22 protein-coding genes are annotated in these 24,009 nt (G+C 58.1%); 4 read left to right on the forward strand and 18 right to left on the reverse strand.

Features of this window, described 5'->3' with window-relative positions:
- Nucleotides 1-118 precede the first annotated feature (118 nt).
- From BLU07_RS06605 to BLU07_RS06615, 3 genes are all read right to left on the reverse strand, one after another.
- On the reverse strand, nucleotides 119-742 hold the full coding sequence (locus BLU07_RS06605) for a LysE family translocator (protein WP_092385335.1): 624 nt from the start codon (nucleotides 740-742) through the stop codon (nucleotides 119-121).
- Nucleotides 743-759: 17 nt separating this feature from the next.
- Nucleotides 760-2,610: a DUF945 family protein gene (locus BLU07_RS06610; protein WP_092385337.1), complete on the reverse strand. Its 1,851-nt coding sequence runs from the start codon at nucleotides 2,608-2,610 to the stop codon at nucleotides 760-762.
- Between the two features lie 120 nt (nucleotides 2,611-2,730).
- Nucleotides 2,731-3,165, reverse strand: a complete 435-nt coding sequence (locus BLU07_RS06615; protein ID WP_092385339.1) for a hypothetical protein — start codon at nucleotides 3,163-3,165, stop codon at nucleotides 2,731-2,733.
- Nucleotides 3,166-3,305: 140 nt separating this feature from the next.
- On the opposite strand from BLU07_RS06615, the gene BLU07_RS06620 reads away from it, so the two are divergent.
- Nucleotides 3,306-4,457 (forward strand): NnrS family protein, encoded by a 1,152-nt coding sequence (locus BLU07_RS06620; RefSeq protein ID WP_092385341.1) that lies wholly within the window; start codon nucleotides 3,306-3,308, stop codon nucleotides 4,455-4,457.
- A gap of 97 nt (nucleotides 4,458-4,554) precedes the next feature.
- Complete coding sequence (locus BLU07_RS06625) at nucleotides 4,555-5,241, forward strand: Crp/Fnr family transcriptional regulator (protein WP_092385343.1); 687 nt, start codon at nucleotides 4,555-4,557, stop codon at nucleotides 5,239-5,241.
- Nucleotides 5,242-5,309: 68 nt separating this feature from the next.
- On the opposite strand, the gene moaA is transcribed toward BLU07_RS06625, so the two are convergent.
- The 9 genes from moaA to BLU07_RS06670 all read right to left on the reverse strand — a co-directional run bounded on the left by moaA (nucleotide 5,310) and on the right by BLU07_RS06670 (nucleotide 17,601).
- Nucleotides 5,310-6,314 (reverse strand): GTP 3',8-cyclase MoaA, encoded by a 1,005-nt coding sequence (gene moaA, locus BLU07_RS06630; RefSeq protein ID WP_407920097.1) that lies wholly within the window; start codon nucleotides 6,312-6,314, stop codon nucleotides 5,310-5,312.
- Between the two features lie 9 nt (nucleotides 6,315-6,323).
- Nucleotides 6,324-7,142 (reverse strand): peptidylprolyl isomerase, encoded by an 819-nt coding sequence (locus tag BLU07_RS06635; protein ID WP_092385345.1) that lies wholly within the window; start codon nucleotides 7,140-7,142, stop codon nucleotides 6,324-6,326.
- A gap of 48 nt (nucleotides 7,143-7,190) precedes the next feature.
- Nucleotides 7,191-7,871 carry a respiratory nitrate reductase subunit gamma gene (narI, locus tag BLU07_RS06640; protein ID WP_092385347.1) on the reverse strand — a complete coding sequence of 227 codons (681 nt, stop codon included), beginning with the start codon at nucleotides 7,869-7,871 and terminating at the stop codon, nucleotides 7,191-7,193.
- 9 nt (nucleotides 7,872-7,880) lie between these two features.
- Entirely contained in the window at nucleotides 7,881-8,615 is a 735-nt protein-coding gene (narJ, locus tag BLU07_RS06645; RefSeq protein ID WP_092385349.1) for a nitrate reductase molybdenum cofactor assembly chaperone, read from the reverse strand.
- A gap of 2 nt (nucleotides 8,616-8,617) precedes the next feature.
- Entirely contained in the window at nucleotides 8,618-10,156 is a 1,539-nt protein-coding gene (narH, locus tag BLU07_RS06650; protein ID WP_092385351.1) for a nitrate reductase subunit beta, read from the reverse strand.
- 10 nt (nucleotides 10,157-10,166) lie between these two features.
- Entirely contained in the window at nucleotides 10,167-13,943 is a 3,777-nt protein-coding gene (locus tag BLU07_RS06655; RefSeq protein ID WP_092385353.1) for a nitrate reductase subunit alpha, read from the reverse strand.
- A 64-nt stretch (nucleotides 13,944-14,007) separates the two neighbouring features.
- Nucleotides 14,008-15,504, reverse strand: coding sequence for an MFS transporter (locus BLU07_RS06660; RefSeq protein WP_092385355.1), 1,497 nt, complete (start codon nucleotides 15,502-15,504; stop codon nucleotides 14,008-14,010).
- A gap of 20 nt (nucleotides 15,505-15,524) precedes the next feature.
- The gene (locus BLU07_RS06665; protein WP_092385357.1) at nucleotides 15,525-15,983 is read right to left on the reverse strand and encodes a universal stress protein; all 459 of its coding nucleotides are present in this window, start codon (nucleotides 15,981-15,983) and stop codon (nucleotides 15,525-15,527) included.
- Between the two features lie 16 nt (nucleotides 15,984-15,999).
- Nucleotides 16,000-17,601, reverse strand: a complete 1,602-nt coding sequence (locus BLU07_RS06670; RefSeq protein WP_092385359.1) for an MFS transporter — start codon at nucleotides 17,599-17,601, stop codon at nucleotides 16,000-16,002.
- 328 nt (nucleotides 17,602-17,929) lie between these two features.
- Between BLU07_RS06670 and BLU07_RS06675 the strand changes: the two genes are divergently transcribed.
- Both BLU07_RS06675 and narL read left to right on the forward strand, forming a co-directional pair.
- Nucleotides 17,930-19,789, forward strand: coding sequence for a type IV pili methyl-accepting chemotaxis transducer N-terminal domain-containing protein (locus tag BLU07_RS06675; protein ID WP_092385361.1), 1,860 nt, complete (start codon nucleotides 17,930-17,932; stop codon nucleotides 19,787-19,789).
- The gene (gene narL / locus BLU07_RS06680; RefSeq protein ID WP_092385363.1) at nucleotides 19,782-20,435 is read left to right on the forward strand and encodes a two-component system response regulator NarL; all 654 of its coding nucleotides are present in this window, start codon (nucleotides 19,782-19,784) and stop codon (nucleotides 20,433-20,435) included. Before BLU07_RS06675 ends, narL begins: the two co-directional genes overlap by 8 nt.
- An 18-nt stretch (nucleotides 20,436-20,453) precedes the next feature.
- Here narL and BLU07_RS06685 read toward each other — a convergent pair whose 3' ends face one another.
- The 6 genes from BLU07_RS06685 to moaC all read right to left on the reverse strand — a co-directional run bounded on the left by BLU07_RS06685 (nucleotide 20,454) and on the right by moaC (nucleotide 23,921).
- A complete protein-coding gene (locus BLU07_RS06685) occupies nucleotides 20,454-20,828 on the reverse strand; it encodes a putative zinc-binding protein (RefSeq protein ID WP_092385365.1) in 375 nt (124 codons plus the stop codon).
- Between the two features lie 25 nt (nucleotides 20,829-20,853).
- Complete coding sequence (locus BLU07_RS06690; RefSeq protein WP_092385367.1) at nucleotides 20,854-22,086, reverse strand: molybdopterin molybdotransferase MoeA; 1,233 nt, start codon at nucleotides 22,084-22,086, stop codon at nucleotides 20,854-20,856.
- A complete protein-coding gene (moaB, locus tag BLU07_RS06695; RefSeq protein WP_092385369.1) occupies nucleotides 22,083-22,640 on the reverse strand; it encodes a molybdenum cofactor biosynthesis protein B in 558 nt (185 codons plus the stop codon). The genes BLU07_RS06690 and moaB overlap by 4 nt, the downstream gene beginning before the upstream one ends.
- A 108-nt stretch (nucleotides 22,641-22,748) precedes the next feature.
- Complete coding sequence (gene moaE / locus BLU07_RS06700; RefSeq protein WP_092385371.1) at nucleotides 22,749-23,198, reverse strand: molybdopterin synthase catalytic subunit MoaE; 450 nt, start codon at nucleotides 23,196-23,198, stop codon at nucleotides 22,749-22,751.
- A gap of 1 nt (nucleotide 23,199) precedes the next feature.
- Nucleotides 23,200-23,448 carry a molybdopterin converting factor subunit 1 gene (gene moaD / locus BLU07_RS06705; protein ID WP_092385373.1) on the reverse strand — a complete coding sequence of 83 codons (249 nt, stop codon included), beginning with the start codon at nucleotides 23,446-23,448 and terminating at the stop codon, nucleotides 23,200-23,202.
- On the reverse strand, nucleotides 23,442-23,921 hold the full coding sequence (moaC, locus tag BLU07_RS06710) for a cyclic pyranopterin monophosphate synthase MoaC (RefSeq protein WP_092385375.1): 480 nt from the start codon (nucleotides 23,919-23,921) through the stop codon (nucleotides 23,442-23,444). Before moaC ends, moaD begins: the two co-directional genes overlap by 7 nt.
- Between the last annotated feature and the right edge of the window lie 88 nt (nucleotides 23,922-24,009).

Raw genomic sequence — 24,009 nt, forward strand, 5'->3', positions numbered from 1 at the left:
GTGTGAAATAGCGTCAGCCTTGGCCGGCGCCGTGTCGTTATTCGACTGAGGGTGAGTATGGAAACGCTGGATGACAGGGGGGTTACTGGATTATGAAGTTTTGATGTCAGCGGAACTTTTAGCGTTCAAGCAGGACCTGCACTATCAAGCGCAAGGCTAGGCCAATCAAGATCAACCCGGCAAAGCGGTTGAACCAGTGTCCGCGGCGCTCTAGCCAGGGCAGAAAGCGTGCATGGGAAAATACCACTGCGACCACCAGATACCAGCCGGCATCAATCAGCATGACAGTCAGAATGATCAGCAAGTGCCCGTGCCAATCCAGTTCCGGTGAAACAAACTGACTGAACAGGGCGAGAAAAAACAGAATCAGTTTGGGATTGCCAAGACCGACGAGGAAGCCGTCGCGCCATGCCTTGCGCTGCTGATCGGGGTTGAACTCGTCGGGTTTGATTGCCGTGGGCCGGGTTTGCAACGCCTGAAAACCGATCCAGAACAGGTAGGCACCACCGAGCAGGGTAACGGTCTTGAACAGCCAGGGCTGACCCAGCAACAAGGCCCCTAGCCCGAGTACTGTCAGCAGCGCATAGACACCCACGCTGAGGGCGTGGGCCAGGGCGGCGGCAATGCCGCTGGACCGCCCGCCCTGCAAGGTATGCCGCAACACCAGAGCCAGGCTTGGCCCCGGAGTTGCGGCGCCCAGGGCGCAGACGGCAACCAGTGTCAGCCAGAGGCTGAAGCTCATGACAGGATCACTCTGCTTTATTGGATCTCGGGCAAGATTTCGGTAATGCTGATCTCCGCCTGAGAGCGCTCGCCATCCAGATCGGTCAGCCAGATGAAGTAATCACCGCTATCCGGCGTCTCGAAGATAACGCGTGGATCCAGTTCATACATCGAGCGGTCGTCATTGCAATACACATTGCCATCCGGCGCCATGATGACCAGTGCTGTATCGGTCGGTGCGCTGGCTTCAATGATCAGTGGAAATGCGTCTGCCTGATAACTCAGCTCAACGTTCGCCGCAGACATATCGGTATAGCCGACACAGCCCTCGCCATAGGCTTCATCGACCATGTTATCACCACCCGATACGGCGCTGATCACGAAAGGATCAGGACTGAATCCTGCTGACAGCTCAATCGGGCCCTCTAGCGTGGCAGCCTGATTGCCTGCACTGCCTTGCGGCATAAAGGCCTGGCCCATAGCCATCAAGGTTGCCAGATCCATGATCGGCTCGTCGTGGGCAGTAAGCATGCGGTCACGCAGCGCAAAGGCGAACTCGTAACCATCGTCAGTCGGGCGTGCAAAGGGATTGTTCTGCATTTGCTGGGTAAACTGCGTTTTCAGCATTTCCTTCATCATGACCTGATCATCAGCACCGAGTTCAGCATTTTGTTGCTCAACCACCAGCTCGATCATGTTATTGATGGCGCTTTCAGTCAGACGCCCCTGCCCGGCTATGTTCAGATCATCCCAGACGGTCTCGGCAAAGCTGGCATCAAGTTTACCGTCCCCAAAGTAATCCATGTTGAGGCTGGCGGTGGCATTGAAGGGCTCGCCCAGGCTGATGCTGAATTCATCTATCGCCATTTTCGGCTGCGCAGCGAGAATACGCTCCAGTTGCGGGCGCAGGCCGGGCCAATACTGTTCAAGGTCTTCCGGGTCATTGATCTGATTCAGGCTGTGCATCAGGTCGGCATAGCCCTGTGTATCCAGACCAAGAACCGAATAACGCAGACGGGTCTCACCCAGGCGCATATCATCTACAGTGATCGGGCCCAGGCTCAGTTCAGCCGTGGAGTCCAGCTTGTCGCCGTTCTGCACGGTATCCGTTGCGAGTCGCAATGCTTCCATGCCCAGCTGATTTTCATCGGACGTGATACTGAAATTATCCAGCGTCAGGCTGGCATCGCCCAACCAGACATAAGGCTGCAGGCGAGAAGAATCACCGTCCAACCGCAGACCATCCAGTTCAAGGCTTACTGATTCCTCGGGGATATTCAGATGCAACGCATCCAGCTTTGCCATCAACGTCAGCTGCTGCTCGATGGGATGCATGCGAGCACTGAAGAAAGCGCCTGTGTGTTCCCAGAGGGCCTCTTTATCTCCCTCGGGATCTTTTATTGAGCCTTTATAATTAATTGCTTCCAGCGTAAAGCTCAAAGTATTGTCAATATGGCTTTCACCGCGATAACTGATCATCGGTGCTTGTTCCGGATACTCCGTCAACCAGGGGCGAAGCATCTGCGGCAGGGGTATTGTCCCCTGCAGTTGTGCCAGGCCAAAGCCATGGCCGGGCAGCCAGGGGCCATGATCAACGTCGGCGCTACCCTGCCAGTTCAGCTCTGCTACTGGTAGCAGCTCATCCAGCACCTGATGCCAGGGATTGCCCGGCGCCGGGCGATAGACCAGATCATAATGCAGCTCGCCACTACCCCAGCCTTTGGAATACTCGAGCTTATTGACGATTACTTCGTCGTGCGCCACCAACTGTTGATTGATCAGTTGCACCTGTTTTTCTACCTGGTAACCGACGTAAGCCTGTGTTCCCAGATAACCGACAGCTACGACGGCTGCCGCAGTTACCAATCCGATAACGGGTTTATTCATAGATGTATGGCGCAACCGATGTGCGCACGCTCCTTGTGATGGTTGTTGGGCAGCTCGCTAGAATACACGTAAATAACCTGACAGCCCAAGCTGGCGCGGACACATTTGTCATCAAGGCCGTCAGAGCATGAACATGGCTTTGGCACAAAAAACCAGTAGCATGGCGTGCAACAGCAGGCTGACATTCAGCCGGTACATGCCGCGCTCTGCGATAGATTGACGGCGGCGCAACAGGATCAAGGCCAGGTAGTGCACAATAATCAATACGGCCAGTAATAATTTGAGGCTGAGTAATAATGCAAAGGTGCTGGCCAGGGGTGATTCAAGCAGGTGCCGATAAGGCCAGGCCAAGGCGATACCTGTGCCATAGAGCACCAGGGCGACCCAGTGAATTACCTGCCGGGCTCGTTGACTCAAGCGTTGACTCAATTGCTGGCGTCCGTCTGTTTGCAAGCCTTGCAGCGCCGGCCAGAGGATCATTACCTGAAAGAACAGGGTTCCGATAAACGCCATTGCCATCAGCAAGTGTGCAGTCTTCAGCAGCAAGTAGGTCATTGCGACATCTCTGTATAACGTGTCCTTTCAGCTTACTGCATTCATGCTCCTGGCCCAGATGTCTCATGGAGTACCTCTTAATAAGTATTGCTCTCTGTCTGCGCCTTGCCGACTATGGCGGCATACCAGGGAGATACCTTATGGCTTTATTGCAGCTCGGCTTCAGGCTTTTTTTTCTTGCCGGCAGTGCCTACGCCGTTATAGCGGCCCCCTTGTGGGTTGCCGCCCTCTTCGGCCTGGTGGACCATCAGCCCTATGCCGACTGGCTCAGCTGGCATCGTCACGAAATGATGTTCGGTTTTGTCATGGCCATTGTGGCCGGTTTTTTGCTGACTGCTGTCCAGAACTGGACTGGCCGTCGCGGCCTCTCTGGCTGGCCCCTGGGTGGCCTGGTTTTGTTTTGGCTTGCCGCTCGCCTGGCCTGGTTGTTTAATGCGCCGGCCTGGTTGCTGCCAGCTGTTGATGTCTGCTTTGCCCTGGCGCTGGCCGGCATAATGCTGCGATTTTTGTTGCCCGTACGGCAGAGCCGCAACTATCCCATTGTGGTGGTACTGGTTCTGCTGGGGCTGGCCAATCTGGTCAGTCACCTCGGCCTTCTTCAGAACGATTACGCCCTGCACCGGCAGGGCGTGTTGGCGGCAATCTGGCTGGTTATTGCGCTTGTGACCTTGATAGCAGGACGGGTTATCCCCTTTTTTACCGCCAACGGCCTCGGCTCAAAACAGGCAGCAAAGCCCCTGCCCTGGCTGGACAATGGCCTGTTGCTGGGTACGGTGTTTCTCGCCGTGCTGCACCTGCCGGGCATTGGTCTGGTGGCCACTCCATGGCTGAGCGCGGTGTTTGTGCTGTTGGCAGCCGGACATCTCACGCGCTTGATCAACTGGTATCAGCCGGGCATCTGGCAGGTACCTTTGCTCTGGTCACTGCACCTGGCTTATGCCTGGCTGGTCCTGGGCATGCTGACACTGGCTGCCTGGCATCTGGGCTGGGCCAACAGCTTCAGCCAGGGGCTGCATCTGATGACGATTGGTACCATGGCCGGTCTGATTCTGGCCATGATTGCGCGGGTCAGTCTCGGTCATACCGGCCGGCCTTTGCAGCCGCCGGCAACCATGACCTGGGGCTTTGTTCTGCTGAATCTGGCCGTGCCTTTGCGTGTCGGTCTGGGCAGCTTTTACCCGCACTATGGTTTCTGGCTGGCCAGCCTGTGCTGGAGTGCTGCCTTTGTTCTGTTTCTTTACCACTACGGCCCCATGCTGTGTCGACCTCGCACGGACGGCAAGCCCGGTTAGCGGCAAGACCGGGCAAGCTGCTGAGTACCTCGACAGAGGCATGGTTAAATCTGCCCGGTAAAATTATCCTGCATTAAATGCTCACCGGAATACTCTGATGTCCCTGAGTCAAGAACAACGCCAGCGAGTGGTGCACCATCCTTTGCTGGCTCACTTCAGCCCGGACCACCAGCAAGCCTTGCTGGCCGACTCACAGTTTCGTGAGTATCCCGCCCACACAGTTGTTATCCGTCAGGGTGAACAGGCCGAGCGCTTTTTTATGCTGCTGGTTGGCAGTGTCAAACTATTCCGGACTTCCGCCGACGGTAAAGAAAAGGTGGTTGAGATCATTGCTGCCGGTCACACCTTTGCGGAAGCTGTCATGTTCATGAAAAACAGCGTTTACCCGGTCTGTGCCGAAACGCTGGAACCCGTTCATCTGGTCAGTTTTTCCAATCGCCTCATGCTGGAGTTGCTGGAAACTCACCCCAAAACGTGCCTGCATCTGCTGGGGCATCTGAGCATCCGCTTGCATCAGCGTCTCGATGAGCTGGAAAACCTCAGTTTGCAGAACGCAACCCAGCGACTGACGCTCTATCTGGTCAGTCAGGTAAGGCAGCAAAAAGATGACAGTGCCGACATTGATCTGGTGTTGCCCAAAGGCCTGATCGCTTCCCGTCTGTCCATCAAACCGGAAACCCTTTCCCGTGCCATGGCCACCTTGCGCGCCCGTGGACTCATTGCCGGCCGGGCTCGACATATTTCCATTCCCAGCCTCTCCCGGTTGCTTGCCGAGTTTGCCTGACCCTGTTCAGGCATGTTGTGCCATGCCGTCAATACATCGTGCCGGGCAAGGGGCATGGAAGCATGTGCTCAACCGCCGCTGGCATTCATGAAACGCAGAATCTGAACCTGATCAACGTCAAACTCATGGCGGGCCGGCTTGTGCTGCAGGGCGCGATCAAGGGCTTGATGCAGCGGGGTGTCGGTGGTGGGATGGCGGCGTGCCAGGCTACGCAGATCAACGTTGTTTTCATGGCCGAGACACAGCAGAAGGCGACCTTCCGCCGTCAGGCGCACGCGGTTGCAACTGTCGCAGAAGTTGTGCGAGTGCGGCGAGATAAAGCCGATGCGACTGTCCGGAAAACCCTCCACACGCACGTAGCGAGCCGGCCCGCCAGAGTTCTCGGTACTTTCGAACAGCCGATAACGTCGGGAAATGATTTCACGCACCGTATCGCTGGAGCAAAAAGATTCACCGCGTGAGCGACCAACATGACCCAGCGGCATTTCCTCGATAAAGGTCACATCCAGATCGTGTGCCAGGGCGTAATCAACCAGTGCCGGCACCTCTTCTTCATTGCGCCCTTTCATTACGACCACATTGAGCTTGGTACGCTGAAAACCAGCCTGCCGCGTGGCCTCTATGCCGTCCAGTACCTGCCGCAGGTCCCCGGTGCGGGTGATCGCCCTGAACTTGTCCGGGTCCAGACTATCCAGGCTGATATTCAATCGCTTGACCCCTGCGTCCGCCAATGGCTGAGCGAGTTTGACCAGTTGCGAGCCGTTGGTGGTCATCACCAGTTCACGCAGGCCCGGCAGCGCGGCGATCTTTGCGCACAGCTCGACGATGCCGCGGCGAACCAGTGGCTCGCCCCCGGTAAGACGAATTTTCTTTACCCCGCGCCGAACAAACAACGCCGCTAGGCGCTGCAATTCTTCGAGACTGAGAACCCGTTGCCGTGGCAGAAACGTCATGTCCTCGGACATGCAGTAGACGCAGCGAAAATCGCAACGGTCTGTGACTGACATGCGCACATAGTCGATACGCCTGCCCAGCCCGTCTATCAGGCCCTGCTGTTCATCTGCTTGCGACACAAGAGCCCCCTACTGCAGCAAAGGTGATGCTGCTGCACGTAATGCGATGCCTTCAATCCGGGACTGTCCGATCAACGTCTCCAGATACTGCACGACGGCTTTGCTCCAGACCCGCTCGTCGAGCTCTTCGCGAATCGATTCACGCACCGCCGCAAATGGCAGCTGCCGCCCTTCAATTCGCTGCTGCACCTCCACTACATGGAAACCGTATCGACTTTCCAGTGGCTGCCCTGCCAGCCCTGTGGGCAAGCGCAGCAACTGGCGTTCAAACTCCGGCACGGTTTGCCCGAGGCTGAGCTGCCCAAGATCGCCGCCCTGCTCTCGGGATGGACAGGCCGAAAGATCCCTTGCCCGTTCGGCAAAGCGGGTCGGATTGCTTTTGAGTTCGGCGATCAGCGCAATCGCCTCGTCACGCAGGCGGCTGCGCCCGACAGTGTCATCCGGCGCTACGGCCAGCAAGATATGCCGGGCCTGCACCAGAGGCGCACTGCAAAAGCGTGACAGATTGCTCTGATAGACCTGCTCCAGGCTTTGCGGGTCGCTGTCCGGCACCTGCACTTCGCGCTCCAGCAATACCCGGATCAGAGCTTCTTCCTCGCTTTCATCCGCAGCAGGTAATGCCTGCAGTTCCAGTTGCTCTGCCCGCTGGCGCAACAGCATGCGTATCACCAGTGCCTGCGCAGCGAGGAACATGGCTTCATCCTGTGACTCGGCCGGGTGGTACTGCATTTCCATGCCGAGCACATCCTGATCCAGCTCGACGCCGTTTACCTTGATCAATGGCCAGGCCGGTTTGGCGCTGGACGCTATGACGGTACTGTTGTTCATCGCATTGTCCTCATTGAATGTCTGGCTCGAGATGATTGGCGCAGGCAATCAAGCCTTGCGTCGCACGATTTGATAACGGCGCCCCAGATACCAGATCGGTGCACTGGCCACATGCACCAGGCGGGTAAAGGGAACCAGTACGAACAAGGTGATCCCGAGGAAGACATGCAGCTTGTAGGCAAGGCCAACGGGGGCGATGCTTGCCGCTGCCTGCAGCGGGCGGAAGGTCACGATCTGCTGCGCCCAGTTGGCCAGCAGTACCATCTGCGAACCGTCGAGGTGTGCGGTTGATACGTAGATAGTGAACAGCCCGAGCAACAACTGCACCAGCAGCACCCAGAGAATCATGATGTCGGAGATGCTGGACTGCGCCCGTACCCTGGGGTCGGTCATCCGCCGCCAGATCAGCATCACCAGGCCCACCAGACAGATCAGTCCGAAGAAGCCACCAATAACCATGGCCATCAGCTGCTTGTTCTCATTGCTCAACCAGCGTGCGTAGACCACTGAAGGCGTCAACAGCCCGACAAAGTGCCCCGCCAGCACGGCAATGATGCCGATATGGAACAGGTTGCTGGCCAGGCGCATGTGCTTATCGCGCATGAACTGGCTTGAGCCTGCTTTCCAGGTGTACTGCGACAGGTCGAAACGTGCCCAGCAGCCGATGATGAGTACCGCCAGCGCCACATAGGGATAAATTCCGAAAAACAGTAGGTTGATATTGTTCATGCTGATCTCCTAGGCTCTGCCAGCCGGCACGGCCTTGTCATTGAAATCCACCCAGTGCACCGGTACGGCAATCTCTTCCTTCGCCTGCACATTGGCCGGACGGGTGCCGCAGGCTGCGACACTGTCGCCATTGAGGAAGGTGACCTGCTCTTCCTCCCACTCCTTGTCGAGTGCTTCCAGGCTGTTGTCCGGCGCTTCTTCCAGCACCTGCTCGCGAATGGCCGCCATGGCCAGCTCGGGCACCGTGCCGGCAATCTGCAGCAGCGCACGGAAGCAGGCCGCGTAGTCCGAGCCACGCTCTTCCAGTCGGCTGGCCAGCAAGGCCAGCAGATGTTCTACTTCGCCCAGCCCGAACCGTGCTTCCTCATTGTCCTGAGTTGCCAGGAACTCAAGGTACAGCGGGATATAGTCAGGCAACTCCTTGACGCCGATAGCGAAGCCGGCATTTTCATATTCGGCCAGCAGGTCGACCATGGCCTGACCGCGGTCACGCGACTCCCCGTGCACGTGCTCGAACAGCAGCAGCGACAGGTAGCGGCCACGCTCGAACAACTCGGTATAGGCCTCCTGCACGTCCAGCAGTTCGCTATCTGCCAGACGTGTCAGCAGAGTCAACAGGTCCTCGCGCTGCTGCGGGCTGATCTCACGGGCGTCACTGATTGCCGTCTCGATCTCGGCCCTGGCCTCCATCAGCAGCTCGGTCGGATAATCCATCAGCAGGGATATCACCTTGAGAATTTTCACCGTCATTCCTCCCAGATCTGCACGGTTTTCAGAACATCCCGACGGGTCGCTTTCTTGCCGCCGAACATGTTCACCTCCGACTCGCCACTGCAGCCACTGCCAAAGCTGAACCCGCAACCATTGCGCTCGGCAAAGACTTCACTCATGGCCTCTTCACGGTGGGCACTGGGAATCACAAAGCGGTCCTCGTAATTGGCAATCGCCAGATAGCGGTACATATCTTCCGCCAGCGCTTTGGTCAGGCCGACGTCTTCCAGTACGGCCAGATTTTCTACCCCATCGACCTGCTGCGAGCGCTTGTACACGCGCATGGCCAGCAACCGCTTGAGCGCCAGCTTGACCGGCTGCTCGTCACCAGCGGTGAGCAGATTGGCCAGATAGCGCAAGGGGATGCGCAGGCTGTCCACGTCCGGCAGGATGCCGTTCATGCCAACCTTGCCCGCCTCCGCGGCATTCTGGATTGGTGATAGCGGTGGCACGTACCAGACCATGGGCAGGGTGCGGTATTCCGGGTGCAGCGGCAGCGCCAGACGCCAGTCGACTGCCATCTTGTACACCGGCGACTGCTGGGCAGCCTCGATCACCGACATGGATACGCCGTCGGCCAACGCCTGTTCGATCACGGCAGGATCATTGGGATCGAGGAACAGGCTGAGTTGCCCTTCATACAGATCCTGCTCGCTGGGCATGCTCGCCACTTCGTGAATACGGTCAGCGTCGTACAGCAGCACACCCAGGTAGCGAATGCGACCGACGCAGGTTTCCGAGCAAACGGTCGGCATGCCGGCTTCGATACGCGGATAGCAGAATATGCACTTCTCCGACTTGCCGCTCTTCCAGTTGAAGTAGATCTTCTTGTACGGGCAGCCGCTGATGCACATGCGCCAGCCGCGACACTTTTCCTGGTCGATCAGTACAATGCCGTCTTCTTCGCGCTTGTAGATCGCGCCGCTCGGGCAGGCGGCCGCGCAGGTCGGGTTCAGGCAGTGCTCGCACAGCCGTGGCAGATACATCATGAAGGTGTTTTCGTATTCGCCGTAAATGTCCGCCTGGATCTGGTCGAAGTTCTGATCCTTGCGTCGTTTGGCAAACTCGGTACCGAGAATTTCCTCCCAGTTGGGACCCCACTCGATCTTTTCCATCCGCTGGCCACTGATCGCCGAACGTGGCCGCGCAGTCGGCTGGTGCCTGGATGACGGCGCGGTGTGCAGGTGCTGATAGTCGAAATCGAAGGGCTCGTAATAGTCGTCGATGGTCGGCATGTCCGGGTTGGCGAAAATGTTCGCCAGCACTCGGAACTTGCCGCCAATACGCGGATTGATCGACCCATCGGCGTTGCGCTTCCAGCCGCCCTTCCACTTGCTCTGGTTTTCCCATTCCTTCGGGTAGCCGATGCCGGGCTTGGTCTCGACATTGTTGAACCAGGCATACTCCATGCCCTCGCGACTGGTCCAGACGTTTTTACAGGTGACCGAACAGGTGTGGCAGCCGATGCACTTGTCCAGATTCAGTACCATTCCTACTTGTGAACGTATTTTCATGGCCGGTTCCTCACTCGATATCCTGTGGCAGGGGTTGTGGCAGCGCGTCGCCGCCAAGACCACCCAGCTCGACGTCATCCAGCCAGTCGATCTTGTCCATCTTGCGCACCACAACGAATTCGTCGCGGTTGCAGCCGACAGTGCCGTAATAATTGAAGCCCCATGACTGCTGGGCGTAGCCGCCGATCATGTGGGTCGGTTTGAGCACCACCCGGGTGACCGAGTTGTGATGGCCACCGCGGGTACCGGTCATTTCACTGCCGGGCATGTTCACGATGCGTTCCTGGGCGTGATACATCATCACCATCCCTTCCATCACCCGCTGACTGACCACCGCCCGGGCGACCAGGGCGCCGTTGGCGTTGAAACACTCGACCCAGTCGTTGTCCTCGATGCCGGCCTTGGCCGCATCGACCTCGGACAGCCAGATGATCGGGCCACCACGGCTCAGAGTGAGCATGATCAGGTTGTCCGAGTAGGTGCTGTGGATGCCCCACTTCTGGTGCGGGGTGATCCAGTTAAGCACTATCTCGTTGTTGCCATTGGGCTTCTTGCCCATGACATAGCCGGTGGTACGGGTGTTGACCGGCGGCCGATAGCTCATCAGTTGCTCGCCGAAGGCTTGCATCCAGGGGTGATCCTGGAAGAACTGCTGGCGGCCGGTAATGGTGCGCCAGGGAATGTACTCGTGAACGTTGGTGTAGCAGGCGTTGTAGCTCACGTGTTCGTCTTCCAGGCCAGACCAGGTCGGGCTGGAGATGATCTTGCGCGGCTGCGCCTGGATATCGCGGAAGCGGATGGCCTCATGCTGCTTGCCGACCGCCAGGTGGCTATGGTCACGGCCAGTGAACGTCGACAGCGCCTCCCAGGCCTTGACCGCGACATGGCCATTGGTCTCGGGGGCCAGGGACAGAATCACTTCACAGGCGTCGATGGCCGTGTTGATCTGCGGACGCCCCTGGCTGATGCCCTCCTCCAGTACCTCATGATTCAACTGACCGAGAAACTCGACCTCGTGATCGGTATTCCAGCTGATACCCTTGCCGCCGTTGCCGAGCTTCTGCAGTAGCGGACCGAGGGAGCTGAATTTCTTGAAGGTGTTGGGGTAGTCGCGCTCCACCACCACCATGTTCGGGCAGTTCTTGCCTGGTACCGGCACTTCACCGGCGGTTTTCCAATCGGTCCCGCCAAAGGGCTGAGCCAATTCGCCGGGGCTGTCATGCAGCATGGGGATGGTGACCAGATCCTGCTCGACCCCCAGTTCTCCTGCGGAGATCTCCGAAAACTTCCTGGCGATGGACTTGTAGATATCCCAATCGGAGCGAGACTCCCAGGCTGGATCGATGGCCGCAGACAGCGGGTGAATGAAGGGGTGCATGTCCGAGGTGTTCATGTCGTCCTTCTCGTACCAGGTCGCGGTCGGCAGCACGATATCGGAGTACACGCAGGTCGAGGACATGCGGAAGTCCAGAGTGGTCACCAGATCGATCTTGCCGATGGCGCCCTCTTCTACCCAGTCGGCTTCGGTCGGCTTGACGCCGTCACGCTTGCCCAGATCCTCGTTCATGACCCCGTGCTTTGGTGTGCCCAGCAGGTACTTGAGCATGTACTCATGGCCCTTGCCCGAACTGCCCAGCAGGTTGGAGCGCCAGATAAACATATTGCGCGGGAAGTTATCGCTGTTGTCCGGCTGCTCACAGGCGAAGCGCAGGCTGCCATCCTGCAGGCTCTGTAGCGCATAGGCCTTGGGGTCCATCCCCAGGGCGGCCGCCTCACGGCAAATGGCCAGCGGGTTGCGGTTGAACTGCGGCGCACTCGGCAGCCAGCCACCCCGCTCGGCGCGGATGTTGTAGTCGAGCATGTGCTCGGGAAACTGCGACTTGTCGGCCAGCGGCGAGAGGATCTCGTGCACGCTCATCTTCTCGTGGCGCCACTGCGAGCTGTGGTTGTAGAAGAAGCTGGTGCCGTTCATCTGCCGTGGTGGACGGTTCCAGTCCAGACCGAAGGCCAGCGGCAGCCAGCCGGTCTGCGGGCGCAGTTTTTCCTGTCCTACATAGTGCGCCCAGCCACCACCGGACTGTCCCACACAGCCACACAACATCAGCATGTTGATCAGGCCACGGTAGTTCATGTCCATGTGGTACCAGTGGTTCATCGCCGCGCCGACGATGATCATCGAGCGGCCCTGGGTCTTGTCGGCGTTGTCGGCAAACTCGCGGGCCACGCGGATAACTTTCTCGCGGCTGACCCCGGTAATCTGCTCCTGCCACGCCGGTGTACCGGGTACGCTGGCGTCGTCATAGCTGCTGGCAACATTGGCACCACCCAGGCCACGGTCGATGCCCAGTCCGGCCGCCTGGATGTCGAACACGGTAGCGACGCGCAGTTGCTTGCCGTCCGCCAGGGTAAGCACGCGACTGGGCAGGTGGCGGTACTGGATCTCTTCGCCATCGGCCTGCTGGAAGTGATCGTGCAACTGGCCGCCGAAGTACGGAAAGGCGACATTGACCACTTCGCCGTTGTCGATCTGACTGAGCTGCAGCACTACCTCACGGCCCTCGCCACCCTCGCGGGCTTCGATGTTCCACTTGCCCGACTCGCCCCAGCGATAGCCGATCGAACCGAGGGGCGAGACCAACTGGTCGGTGGTGCTGTCGACCGCGATGGTTTTCCACTCGGGGTTGTTGTCCTGACCAAGCTGATCGTCCAGATCCGAGGCGCGCAGGAAGCGCGTTGGCTTGTAGCCCTTCTCGGCTTCCTCCAGCAGTACCAGCATCGGCAGGTCTGTATAACGCCGCACGTAATCGGTGAAATAGGCGCTGGGCTTTTCCAGGTGAAATTCCTTGAAGATCACATGATTGAACGCCTGGGAAAGTGCCGCATCCGTGCCCTGCTTGGGGTTCAGCCAGAGGTCGGTGAGCTTGGCGACCTCGGAATAGTCCGGGGTGATGGCAACCGTCTTGGTGCCCTTGTAACGCACCTCGGTAAAGAAGTGCGCATCTGGCGTACGGGTTTGTGGGACATTCGATCCCCAGGCAATGATGTAATTGGAGTTGTACCAGTCGGCCGATTCCGGCACGTCGGTCTGCTCGCCCCAGGTCATCGGCGAGGCCGGTGGCAGGTCGCAGTACCAGTCGTAGAAGCTCAGGCACACGCCACCGATCAGCGACAGGTAGCGGCTGCCTGCGGCGTAGCTGACCATCGACATGGCCGGAATCGGCGAGAAGCCGACCACGCGATCCGGGCCGTACTGCTTGACGGTATAGACGTTGGCCGCAGCAATGATCTCGGTGACCTCGTTCCAGCTGGAGCGGATAAAACCGCCCAGCCCGCGTTCAGCCTTGTAGGACGTCGCCTTGGCCGGATCTTCGACAATGCTGCGCCAGGCATCCACCGGCGCCATGGTGGTGCGGGCTTCGCGCCACAGCTTCAGTAGCGCCTTGCGCACCTTGGGGTATTTCAGGCGGTTGGCGCTGTAGATGTACCAGCTGTAGCTGGCACCGCGCGGGCAGCCCCGTGGCTCGTGGTTGGGCAGGTCCGGTCGGGTCCGCGGGTAGTCGGTCTGCTGGGTCTCCCAGGTGATCAGGCCATTCTTGACGTAAATCTTCCAGGAACAGGAACCGGTGCAGTTCACCCCGTGGGTCGAGCGCACGATCTTGTCGTACTGCCAGCGGGCCCGGTAGAAATTTTCCCAGTCGCGAGACTCGATACGGGTCTCGCCGTGGCCGTCAGCAAACTCATCCTGTTTGCGCTTGAAGAAGCGAAGCTGATCGAGTAAGTGGCTCATGCTGTTTCTCCTCGTTCCAGGCAAACTTCAGCCGGCTGGCCGGCATTGGAGTAATGGGTCATATTCATTTTGCGATCACCTCACGTGCACGCTGATCAGCCAGTTCACGGTCCACCGAAGAGACGTAATACTCTTCGGAAAACGCGCCTTCTGGCTCTTTCAACAAGAAGAAACAGATGATGAAACTGACGAATGCTCCGCCAGCAATAATGAAGAAGAACTGCGAAGGGGTTACAAAGGTGAACAGGGTCAGGTAACAGACAGCCCCGACATTGCCGTAGGCCCCCGCCATGCCGGAAATCTGGCCGGTGATTCGCCGCTTGATCGAAGGAATGATGCCGAATGTGGCGCCCTCCGCGCCCTGGACAAATACCGAACAGGCTACTGTCACGGCAATTGCAATCAGTAGCGGCCATTTCTCGTTGAGCAGTCCCATGAAGACAAAGCCCACACAGATACCGAGCATATAGGCCAGCATCACAAAGCGGCGGTTGCCCAAACGGTCGGAAACCAGCCCCCCCATGGGGCGAGCCACCAGGTTGACGAAGGCAAAGGACGCAGCGATCAGGCCGGCTGTGGTTGGCGTCAGTCCCCAGGTCAGTTCGAAGAACATCGGCAACATGGAAACCACCGCCAACTCAGCGCCGAAGTTGGCAAAGTAGGTCGAGTTCAGGGCAACGACGCTGTTGAAAGGATACTTGTCGTCCTCTGGAACCCCCTTCTTCAACAGCGGCACATTGACGCGCAGGATTTGCACAATCTGGTACAGCACTACCAGCACGATCGCCCCATAGCAGATGGCAGCACCGGTTGCAGAGAGATAGCCCAGATCCTCAATACGCCAGACCAGAATTCCGAGCACCCCGATCATGGGGATGGTCCAGATGATCAGCTTGATCATATCGGCCCAGGTGCTGACCTCCATGGCGCTGGCTTTTTTGGGCTTGTGTTGCACGGTGCCGACCGGGCCGTCCGTTATGGCGAACCAGTAATAGATACCGTAGGCAGCCATGATCATGGCCGAACTGGCAATTGCCCAGCGCCAGCCTTCCGGGCCACCGAAAATGTGAATGGCGATAGCCGGCAAGGTCATCGCTGCGGCAGCCGACCCAAAATTGCCCCAACCGGCATAGAAGCCTTCGGCAAAGCCGATGTCCCTGGGTTTGAACCACATGGCTGTCATGTGGATACCCACCACGAAGCTGGCGCCAATCGAGCTGAGAATCAGGCGGGCAACCAGCAATTGGGTGCGTGTATCGCCAAAGGCAAAGAACAGTGCCGGCAAGGCCATCACCACCAGCAATACCGAGAAAACCCGACGTGGCCCCCAACGGTCCAGCGCCATGCCGACAACCACGCGTGCCGGAATGGTCAATGCAACGTTGGCAATGGCAAACAGTTTCAGGTCATCGGGGGTCAGCCAGTTGACGCTTTTCAACATGCTGGATGCCAGTGGTGCCATCCCGAACCAGACAAAAAAACTGATGTAAAACGCTATCCAGGTGAGGTGCAGGGCCCGGATCTCGGGGTTTTTCCATTTGAAGACATCTGCGACTTTCATGGCGCAATACTCCTTGTCATTCAGGGGCAGGCCTGGATAAGGACCGGACAGGGTGCGCGACGCGCCAGAAATGCGCTGACACTGCCAAAGGTCATGTAATCGAGCTCATCGACCAACAAATTGAGCGAGCGAGAAATAAAGCCGCCATCAGGCTCATTGCTGTGGCGAGCAATGACCAAGAGGTCGGGCTTTTTGTGTTCGGCAGCCTTGAGGATCATTTTGCGGGCATCGCCTTCAGCCAGAATGACCTCGGCGTTCAGGCCGGCCTGGCTGACCCGGTCAGCCGCCAGGCGCAGGAATCCCTGAAACTCGGCCTTTTGCTGGTTGAACAGCTCGGAGCTGCCATCGCTGGTATCCAGCGCGCCCTCGACTACCCCGATCAGAATGATCACGGGCTTGAGTGGCGCGAACATATTCAGCGTTGCTTCGAGTGCCTTGTGAGCGTTACGCGAGTTGTCGTAAGCAATCATGATGCGCATGTTGTTTCTCCACTGATCAGGGGTTCTTGATGTAGGCATTTGGGCGCAGATAGAACCACCAGTTGAGTACCAGGCAGAGCGCGTAGAACACGGCAAAACCATACATGGCCACCTCCGGGCTACCGGCTCTGACCTGTTCACCGATCACGATCGGCGCGACGAAGGCACCATAGGCAGCAACCGCAGAGGTCCAGCCGAGTACCGGACCGGCCTTTTCACGGTCGTAGATCACGCCGATGGTGCGGAAGGTCGAACCGTTGCCGATGCCGGATGCCGCGAATATCACCAGGAACAGCACCAGGAACAGGAAGAAGAATTCTTCAGGCTGTTGCGCGCCATAGGCTTGTTGCATGACATAGCCGGCAGCGACAGAGGCCAGGACCATGACCACTGAAATAACCTGGGTAACGATCGAGCCACCGACCTTGTCCGAAATCCAGCCGCCAAGCGGGCGAATCAGGGCGCCGATAAAGGGGCCTATCCAGGCATAGGTCAAGGCACTGGGTGCATTCGGGTTGGCTATACGGCTTACCGTGCCATCGGCTCCCACCTCATTCATGAATCCGAAAATCACCGTAATGGACAATGGCAGGGCCATTGAGAAGCCAATGAAAGAGCCGAAGGTAAGGATGTACAGAATGCTCATCGACCAGGTGTGTTTGTCGCGGAAAATGGCAAACTGTCGCTTGATATTGGGCTTGATGCTGCCCGGCAACAGCCGCAGCATGCCCAGCGTGCCGCCCATGATCAGGACCATGGCTACCCACATATTGAGGACACCCAGCCCGACGGGCTCCGGCAGGTAGAGGTACAAGCCGACCCCGGCAGTCAGGAAGCCGACACCGTATAACCCCAATATCTTGCCGAAAGCACTGATCGGGTTGCCCGGGTTGGGAGTGATGGGCAGCAGGTTGTTCATGCCGAACCAGCCGGCAAAGGCCAGAGGCACCAGAAACAGTAGCCAGACGAAGCCGGCATTCTGTATCCAGGTTTCGGTACCGGCGGGAATTTTTCCGATCAATGTGCCGCTATCCTGCGTCAACACCATCGAGCCCCCGGCGAAGGCACCAAATACCCCCGCAGTCATCACCAGTGGTATCAGAATCTGCATGGTGGTGACCCCGAAGTTACCCAGCCCGGCATTCAGGCCCAGGGCCAGGCCCTGCTGGTTCTTCGGGAAAAAAGTGCTGATATTGCTCATGGAGCAGGCAAAGTTGCCGCCGCCAATGCCGGAGAGAAAGGCCAGTAACTGGAACACCCAGAGCGGTGTGTTCGGGTTCTGCAACGCCATGCCCGCCCCGGCTGCAGGTATCATCAACAAGGCCGTGGTGAGGAAAATGGTATTGCGACCGCCGGCGATCCGAATCATGAACGAAGCCGGTATCCTCAGGGTGGCGCCCGTCAGGCCGGCAATGGCGGTCAGAGTAAACAGCTCTCCCGGAGCAAAGGGAAAACCAAGGTTGATCATTTGTACCGTGACAATGCCCCACATCAACCAGACGGCAAAACCCATCAGCAGGCTGGGAATGGAGATCCACAAGTTGCGGTTGGCAATCCGCTTGCCGGTTGTCTCCCAGAAAACCGGGTCTTCAACATCCCACTTTTCGATATTGCTCATGGTGCTTCCTCGCACTTGAATCAGTCGGGACCGACCAAACAAATCGGCTTTACGGCTTGCACGCTAAGCTGATGCAAGCGGATAAAAATTGATCTGAATCAAGTCGGGAACCGGGCTGGCAGAGCAGCAAGGTGGCATGTACCTCTTTCTGGTTACCTCGAAATAAGCTGTCAATATCAATAAATTCAATGAGTTGAAATTGAGGTGGCTTGATCCTCTGGTGACGGGACAGCGATGCGAGTTATTGGAGATACCTACCCGTAGCCATTGCAAAAACCTCTGGCTGGCGCACAATCGAGACCAACCCATTGGATGTTCGCGAGCACTTATGCTGAATACACCGTCCGACTCTTTGACGCCTCGCCATTCGGTGGTTTTTCACACCCTGCTGGCCTTTGTGGTCATCATTGCCGTGTCGGTGCTGAGTCTCCTGGGTAACCTGTACATGGCGGAAGCTTTGGGTGGCGATGCCGCAGCCATCAACCAGGCCGGCAGCTTGCGCATGCAGTCCTATCGGCTGGCGTTGACTGCCAGTCAGAATGATCCGCAGCTGTTGCAGGCGCACTTGAATCAACTGGACGAAACACTGACCTCGTCGGCTTTACGCTCGACTGTTCGGCGACACCCTGACAGTTCTTTGCCCGCGCATTACGCGGAGATACTCGAGCATTGGTCTCAGGTCATGCGCCCCAGATTGGCGACTCAGCCCCCTCGACTGGAGCTCTACCGTAACGAGCTGGATAGCTTTACTTCAGAGCTGGATCGTTTTGTCAGCAATCTGCAGCTAGCCTCCGAACGCAAACTGGGAGTGATTCGTGTGCTGCAGGTAGGCACGCTGTTCATCATCGTGCTGATTGCGTTTCTGCTGATTTACCGTTTGCACAACAACCTGGCCAGCCCACTGCGGGCGTTGACCGCGATGGCCCGACAGATTGGCGGTGGCAATTTCAACAGCCGCGTCCAGGTTGCTGGCGACACCGAGCTCAGCCTGTTGGCTCGCACCCTGAATCAGATGAGCCAGGAACTGGCTGAACTCTATGCCGAAATGGAACAGAAGGTCAGTGACAAAACTGCCGAACTGCGGCGCAGCAATGCCAGCCTGCATCTGTTGTTCAACGGTGCGCGCATGTTGTACAGCAAGCCGGAGGACCCGGCGCAAATGATGGGGCAGCTACTTGAGAAAGTGCAGCAGACGCTCGGCAGTGGCCCTGTCAGCCTGTGCCTGAACCGGCCGGGCGAGGTCGGCAGCCATACCGCGATGAGTTCACTGGACCTTCTACCGCCCTACTACTGCAATCTTCCGCAATGCGACAACTGCCCCGCTCATTCCAATCAGGGGCTGCTGGCGAATGGCAATCGTCTGATCGGTTTCGAGTTGCGTTCAGGAAACAGTGAGCTGGGTGCCCTGCGGGTCGAGCATCCAGCCGAGCAGGCACTGGAGCCCTGGCAGGAGCAGCTGATGACTACCCTGGCCGACCTGTTTGCAGCTTCATTGAGTCTGGCCAGCCAGAGTGATCAGCAGGCTCGCCTGGCGCTGATGGAAGAACGCGCCGTTATTGCCCGCGAGCTGCATGATTCCCTTGCGCAGGCCCTTTCCGCGCAAAAGTTGCAGGTGGCCAGATTCAAGCGACTGGCGGCCAGAGGTGCTGATACGGATACCCTGAACGCCACTGCGGGGGAAATCGAGCAGGGTCTGAATGCGGCTTATCGACAACTGCGCGAGCTGCTGACCACCTTCCGCATCAAGGTCAACGCCCCGGGTTTGAAACCTGCGCTACTGGCTACCGTGGACGAATTCAGCAGCAATTCCGGGCTGCTGATTCACTTCCATTACCAGCTGGATCACTGCCCTCTCTCGCCCAACGAAGAAATCCATTGTTTGCAGGTGATACGTGAAGCTCTGAGCAACGTGCTCAAGCATGCCAAGGCCAGTCAGTGTTGGCTGAATCTGTACCAGGACCGCAGTGGCACAATTCAGATCCAGATCGAAGACAACGGTATCGGTATTGATACCGACGTCAGCCCCAGCGGTCACTACGGCTTGACCATTTTGCGTGAGCGCGCAGAGGGTTTGCACGGCAGTGTCAGCATCGACACCGGCGATAAGGGTGGCGCGCGTATCTGGCTGAGTTTTCCACCCGCTTATCGCCGTATCCCATTGAAACAGGAGTCAAACAATAATGAGTGATGAAGAAACCACCCGCATTCTCCTGGTTGATGATCACCCGATGATGCGCCGCGGGCTACGGGATTTGCTGGCGCTGGAAGATGATCTGCAACCGGTGGGCGAAGCCGGCAGTGGCCCGGAAGCCCTGCTGCTGGCAGCGCAGGAAGAACCGGACCTGATCCTGATGGACCTCAACATGCCGGGCATGGATGGTCTGGAAACCGTGCGGCAACTGCGTGATGCAGGCTGCGATGCGCGCATTGTCATGTTTACCGTGTCAGATGATCATGCCCACGTGCTTGAAGCTCTGCGCGAAGGCGCAGACGGTTACCTGCTCAAGGATATGGATGCCGACCAGTTGGTGGATGAAATCCGCAAGGCAGCACATGGGCAAATGGCTTTGAGTGCAGAGCTTACCCGGGTACTGGCGCAGGCTATTCGCGAGCGACCGGCCAAGGGGCAGCAAAACGCGGCTGCATCATTGACCAAACGGGAAAAGGATGTGCTCAAGTTGATTGCCAAAGGTCAAAGCAACAAGATGATTGGCCGGAAGCTGGATATCACCGAAGGGACGGTCAAGGTTCATGTGAAAAGAGTGTTGAATAAACTGGGCATGCGCTCCCGCACCGAAGCAGCGGTGTGGGTCGTTGAAAACCAGCTGAACTGACTGCCCGGGGAAGCTCCCTCAGTCACTTTTTTTCAGTGCCCAGGCACGTTCTACCAGCATGTCTTCCAGAAACAGTGTCTGCTCTTCCGAGCAATCTTCGCCATAACGCTTGCGCAAGCCAAGATCACTGAGCACCACATGCTCATCCGGAGTAACCTGGTAACGTGCCAGACAAGCCTTGACGCAGTGCAAGCGACAACCATCAATGGCGATGATCTTTCGCCCCGAACAGGCTTGCTTGACGAGTGCCGGCACCCCGCCGCCTACCCCGGCAATACAGGACATGTCAGCGATGCCCGCGCGATCAAGACGAACCGCCAGGCTGTTTGCCAACTGGGCGACATTCGAGCAACCAGAACAGGAATAAATCAAGGGTTGAGCCTGATTGGCCATTATCGTTTGCCTCCGTATCGGTGCTTCAGTTCAATAATTGGGTGAATGACCAGTACCGCACCAGTTCACCCTGCGCAAAGGTCCGGTGTGGCTCTATCTCCACCAGACCATCCGCCCAGCATGCTGTACTCAGCATGGCCGAGCCCTGGTTGGCCAGTAGCTTGATTTTCTCTCCAGCATCATCAACCACCTTTTTGGCCCGCAGGAACTGGCGTCGCGGGCGTGCAACCTGCCAGTGAAAATCGGCTGGTATCCGGTCCGCGCTGATACTGTCGTGCAGCAAGCCTTGCGCCTGCATAAGCCAGGGTCGAGCCACCATCAAGGCGGTTACCAGGACAGCCACCGGATTGCCTGGCAAGCCCATCCAGGGTTTGCCTGCGACACGGCCGAAGGCCAGCGGCTTGCCTGGCTGAATGGCCAGACGCCAGAGTTGCAGCGTGCCCAACTCGCGCACCGCCTGCTTCAGGTGATCTTCTTCACCTACCGACACGCCGCCTGAGCTGATCAGAACATCGGCCGTTTGAGCCAGCTCCGCCAGGCGCTCGCGCGTCGCAACAAGATCGTCGGCCATGCATCCGGCATCAATGGCTTCAATTCCCCATCCCTGCAGCAAGGCCTGCAAGGTATAGCGATTGGCATCGTATATCTGCCCACCTGTCAGCCGTTGCCCGGGCTCACGCAGTTCATCGCCGCTACTCAGTATTGCTACCCGCAGGCGCTTGTAGACCGGTATTTGCTGCATACCCTGGCTGGCGAGCAAGCCAATATCCTGAGCTCGCAGGCGATGTCCCTTGCCGAGCAACGGGTCACCCCGGCGCAGTTCTTCGCCCTTCAGACGAACATGCCGGCCACGAAGAGGAGCAGGCAAGAGGACTTGATTGCCCTCAAGATGACAGTCCTCCTGCGCCATGACCGTATCGGCCCCTATGGGCAAGGGTGCACCGGTAAAAATACGCATGGCGGTACCGGGTGGCAGCACAGTAGCCGGATTGCCGGCTACTACCCGCCCATGCATGGGCAGATAGCCACCCGTCGTACCCAGGTCAGTCGCGCACAGCGCATAGCCATCCATCGCGCTGTTGTCCCAGGCGGGTACATCAAAGCGGGCAAACTGATCCTGCGCCAGAATGCGCCCTGTTCCCTGACTCAAAGGCACACATTCACCACCGGGCATGGGTGGTCGTTCAGCCAACAATTGCGCCAGCGCAGTTTCCAAAGGCATCAGTGGTTGAGCATCGCTGCAGTCACACTGGCTCATGACCGGCTCCCGCAACAGGACGTCGAGACCTGACTGTTCGCCGGGTAGAGATGAGCTACAGCGTTGCAAGGCCGCGTGGTGCTATTCAGCTGTCTATGCAGAATGCCGTCCCACGCGGTGCGGCAGGCTCCCGGTGAGCCTGGCAGGCAACACACCAGTGAACCATTGGCAAAACCCGCCAGGGCACGGGACTGAATGGTTGAAGTGCCGATTTCCTGATATGACAGTTGCCGGAAGAGCTCGCCAAAGCCATCCATCACCTTGTCCAGCAACGGGCCAATGGCCTGCGGGGTATTGTCCCGGTCGGTAAATCCGGTACCACCGGTAATCAGGATTACCTGTACGGCCGGATCGGCGATCCACTGTGACACCTGGGCACGCAACCGGTAGATATCATCCGGTACCAGTTGCCGGTCGATCAGACGATGCCCGGCCGATTGCACACATTCACTGAGCGTGCGGCCTGAATCATCCGTTTCCAGTACGCGGGTATCGCTGACCGTGAGAATGGCTACCTGCAAGGGGACAAAAACCGATGCTGCCAAGTGCGCCATGAGTCGGACCTCCAGATAAGTCAGACTTCAGCATGGCGACTATTGTGGCTGGCTGGTATTGCCCGATGGAGGTACCGGCCCGGCGCATTGGAGATAACCCGTCAGCAGTTACTGCCAGCGTTTCAGCGCCTGATCATCACTCTCGCGCGCGTCCACCCAGCGTGCGCCGTCGGCGGTATCTTCTTTTTTCCAGAAAGGCGCGCGGGTCTTCAGGTAATCCATGACGAAGTTGCAGGCCTCAAAGGCGGCCTGGCGGTGGGCGGAGCTGACGCCAACGAAAACGATGGGGTCACCGGGCTCCAGGCGCCCTACCCGATGCAGAACATCCACATTCAGCAGTGGCCAACGGTCTTCAGCTTCGGCGACAATCTTGCCCAAAGCCTTTTCCGTCATACCCGGATAATGTTCCAGCAGCATGCCCGCGACTTCCTGACCATCATTGAAATCGCGCACATAGCCGACAAAGCCGACGACTGCCCCTGCGCCGAGTTGATCGGCGTGCAATTGGTTGAGCAACTGACCGGGATCAAAGCACTCGGTCTGCACCTGAATAGCCATATCAGCCCCCGGTGACCGGCGGGAAGAAAGCGATCTCGTCACCATCGGCAATGGGGGTATCCAGCTTGCACATATCCTGATTGCGCGCACACATGACTTTGGGCTCGGCCAGAACGTGCCAGGCATCGCCACGGGTCAGCAAATGGTCGCGCAGATCAGCGATCGTAGCCCATTCAGCCGAGCAGGCCAGTTGTTCTTCCCCGACCCCCAGAGCCTCACGGTAACGGGCAAAGTAATTCAGCGTCAGCATGCGTCAGTCTCTCTCAGGTAGTCACCACTCTTGCCGCCCTGCTTGCTGAGCAGGCAAGTCGACTCGATCACCATGCCTTTGTCGACGGCCTTGCACATGTCGTAGAGCGTCAGGGCGGCGATGCTGGCGGCAGTCAACGCCTCCATTTCCACCCCGGTCTGCCCGGCGAGCTTGCAGCGTGCTTCAATGCGAACGGCGTCGGGTTGTTCCGGAAACAGGTCGACCTTGACGCTCGACAGCATCAGCGGGTGACACAGGGGAATCAGTTCGTGAGTACGTTTGGCGGCCTGAATGCCGGCAATGCGCGCAACGGCAAACACATCGCCCTTGGGATGGCCGCCGCTCTGAATCAGATCCAGCGTTTCCGGGCGCATGCGAACACGGCTGGTGGCCACGGCTTCACGGGCTGTCACTGCCTTGGCGGTGACATCCACCATGTTGGCGCGACCTTGACTATCGAGATGGGTCAGCATAGGGAGTCCTGTCTATCGGTCTGCTGCCCTACTTTACCGCATCAAGGGTGCGATAATCTGCATTTCATAGCGTATTTTGCGCCTCAAC

It is taken from the genome of Halopseudomonas salegens, from assembly GCF_900105655.1.
Classification (GTDB): domain Bacteria; phylum Pseudomonadota; class Gammaproteobacteria; order Pseudomonadales; family Pseudomonadaceae; genus Halopseudomonas; species Halopseudomonas salegens.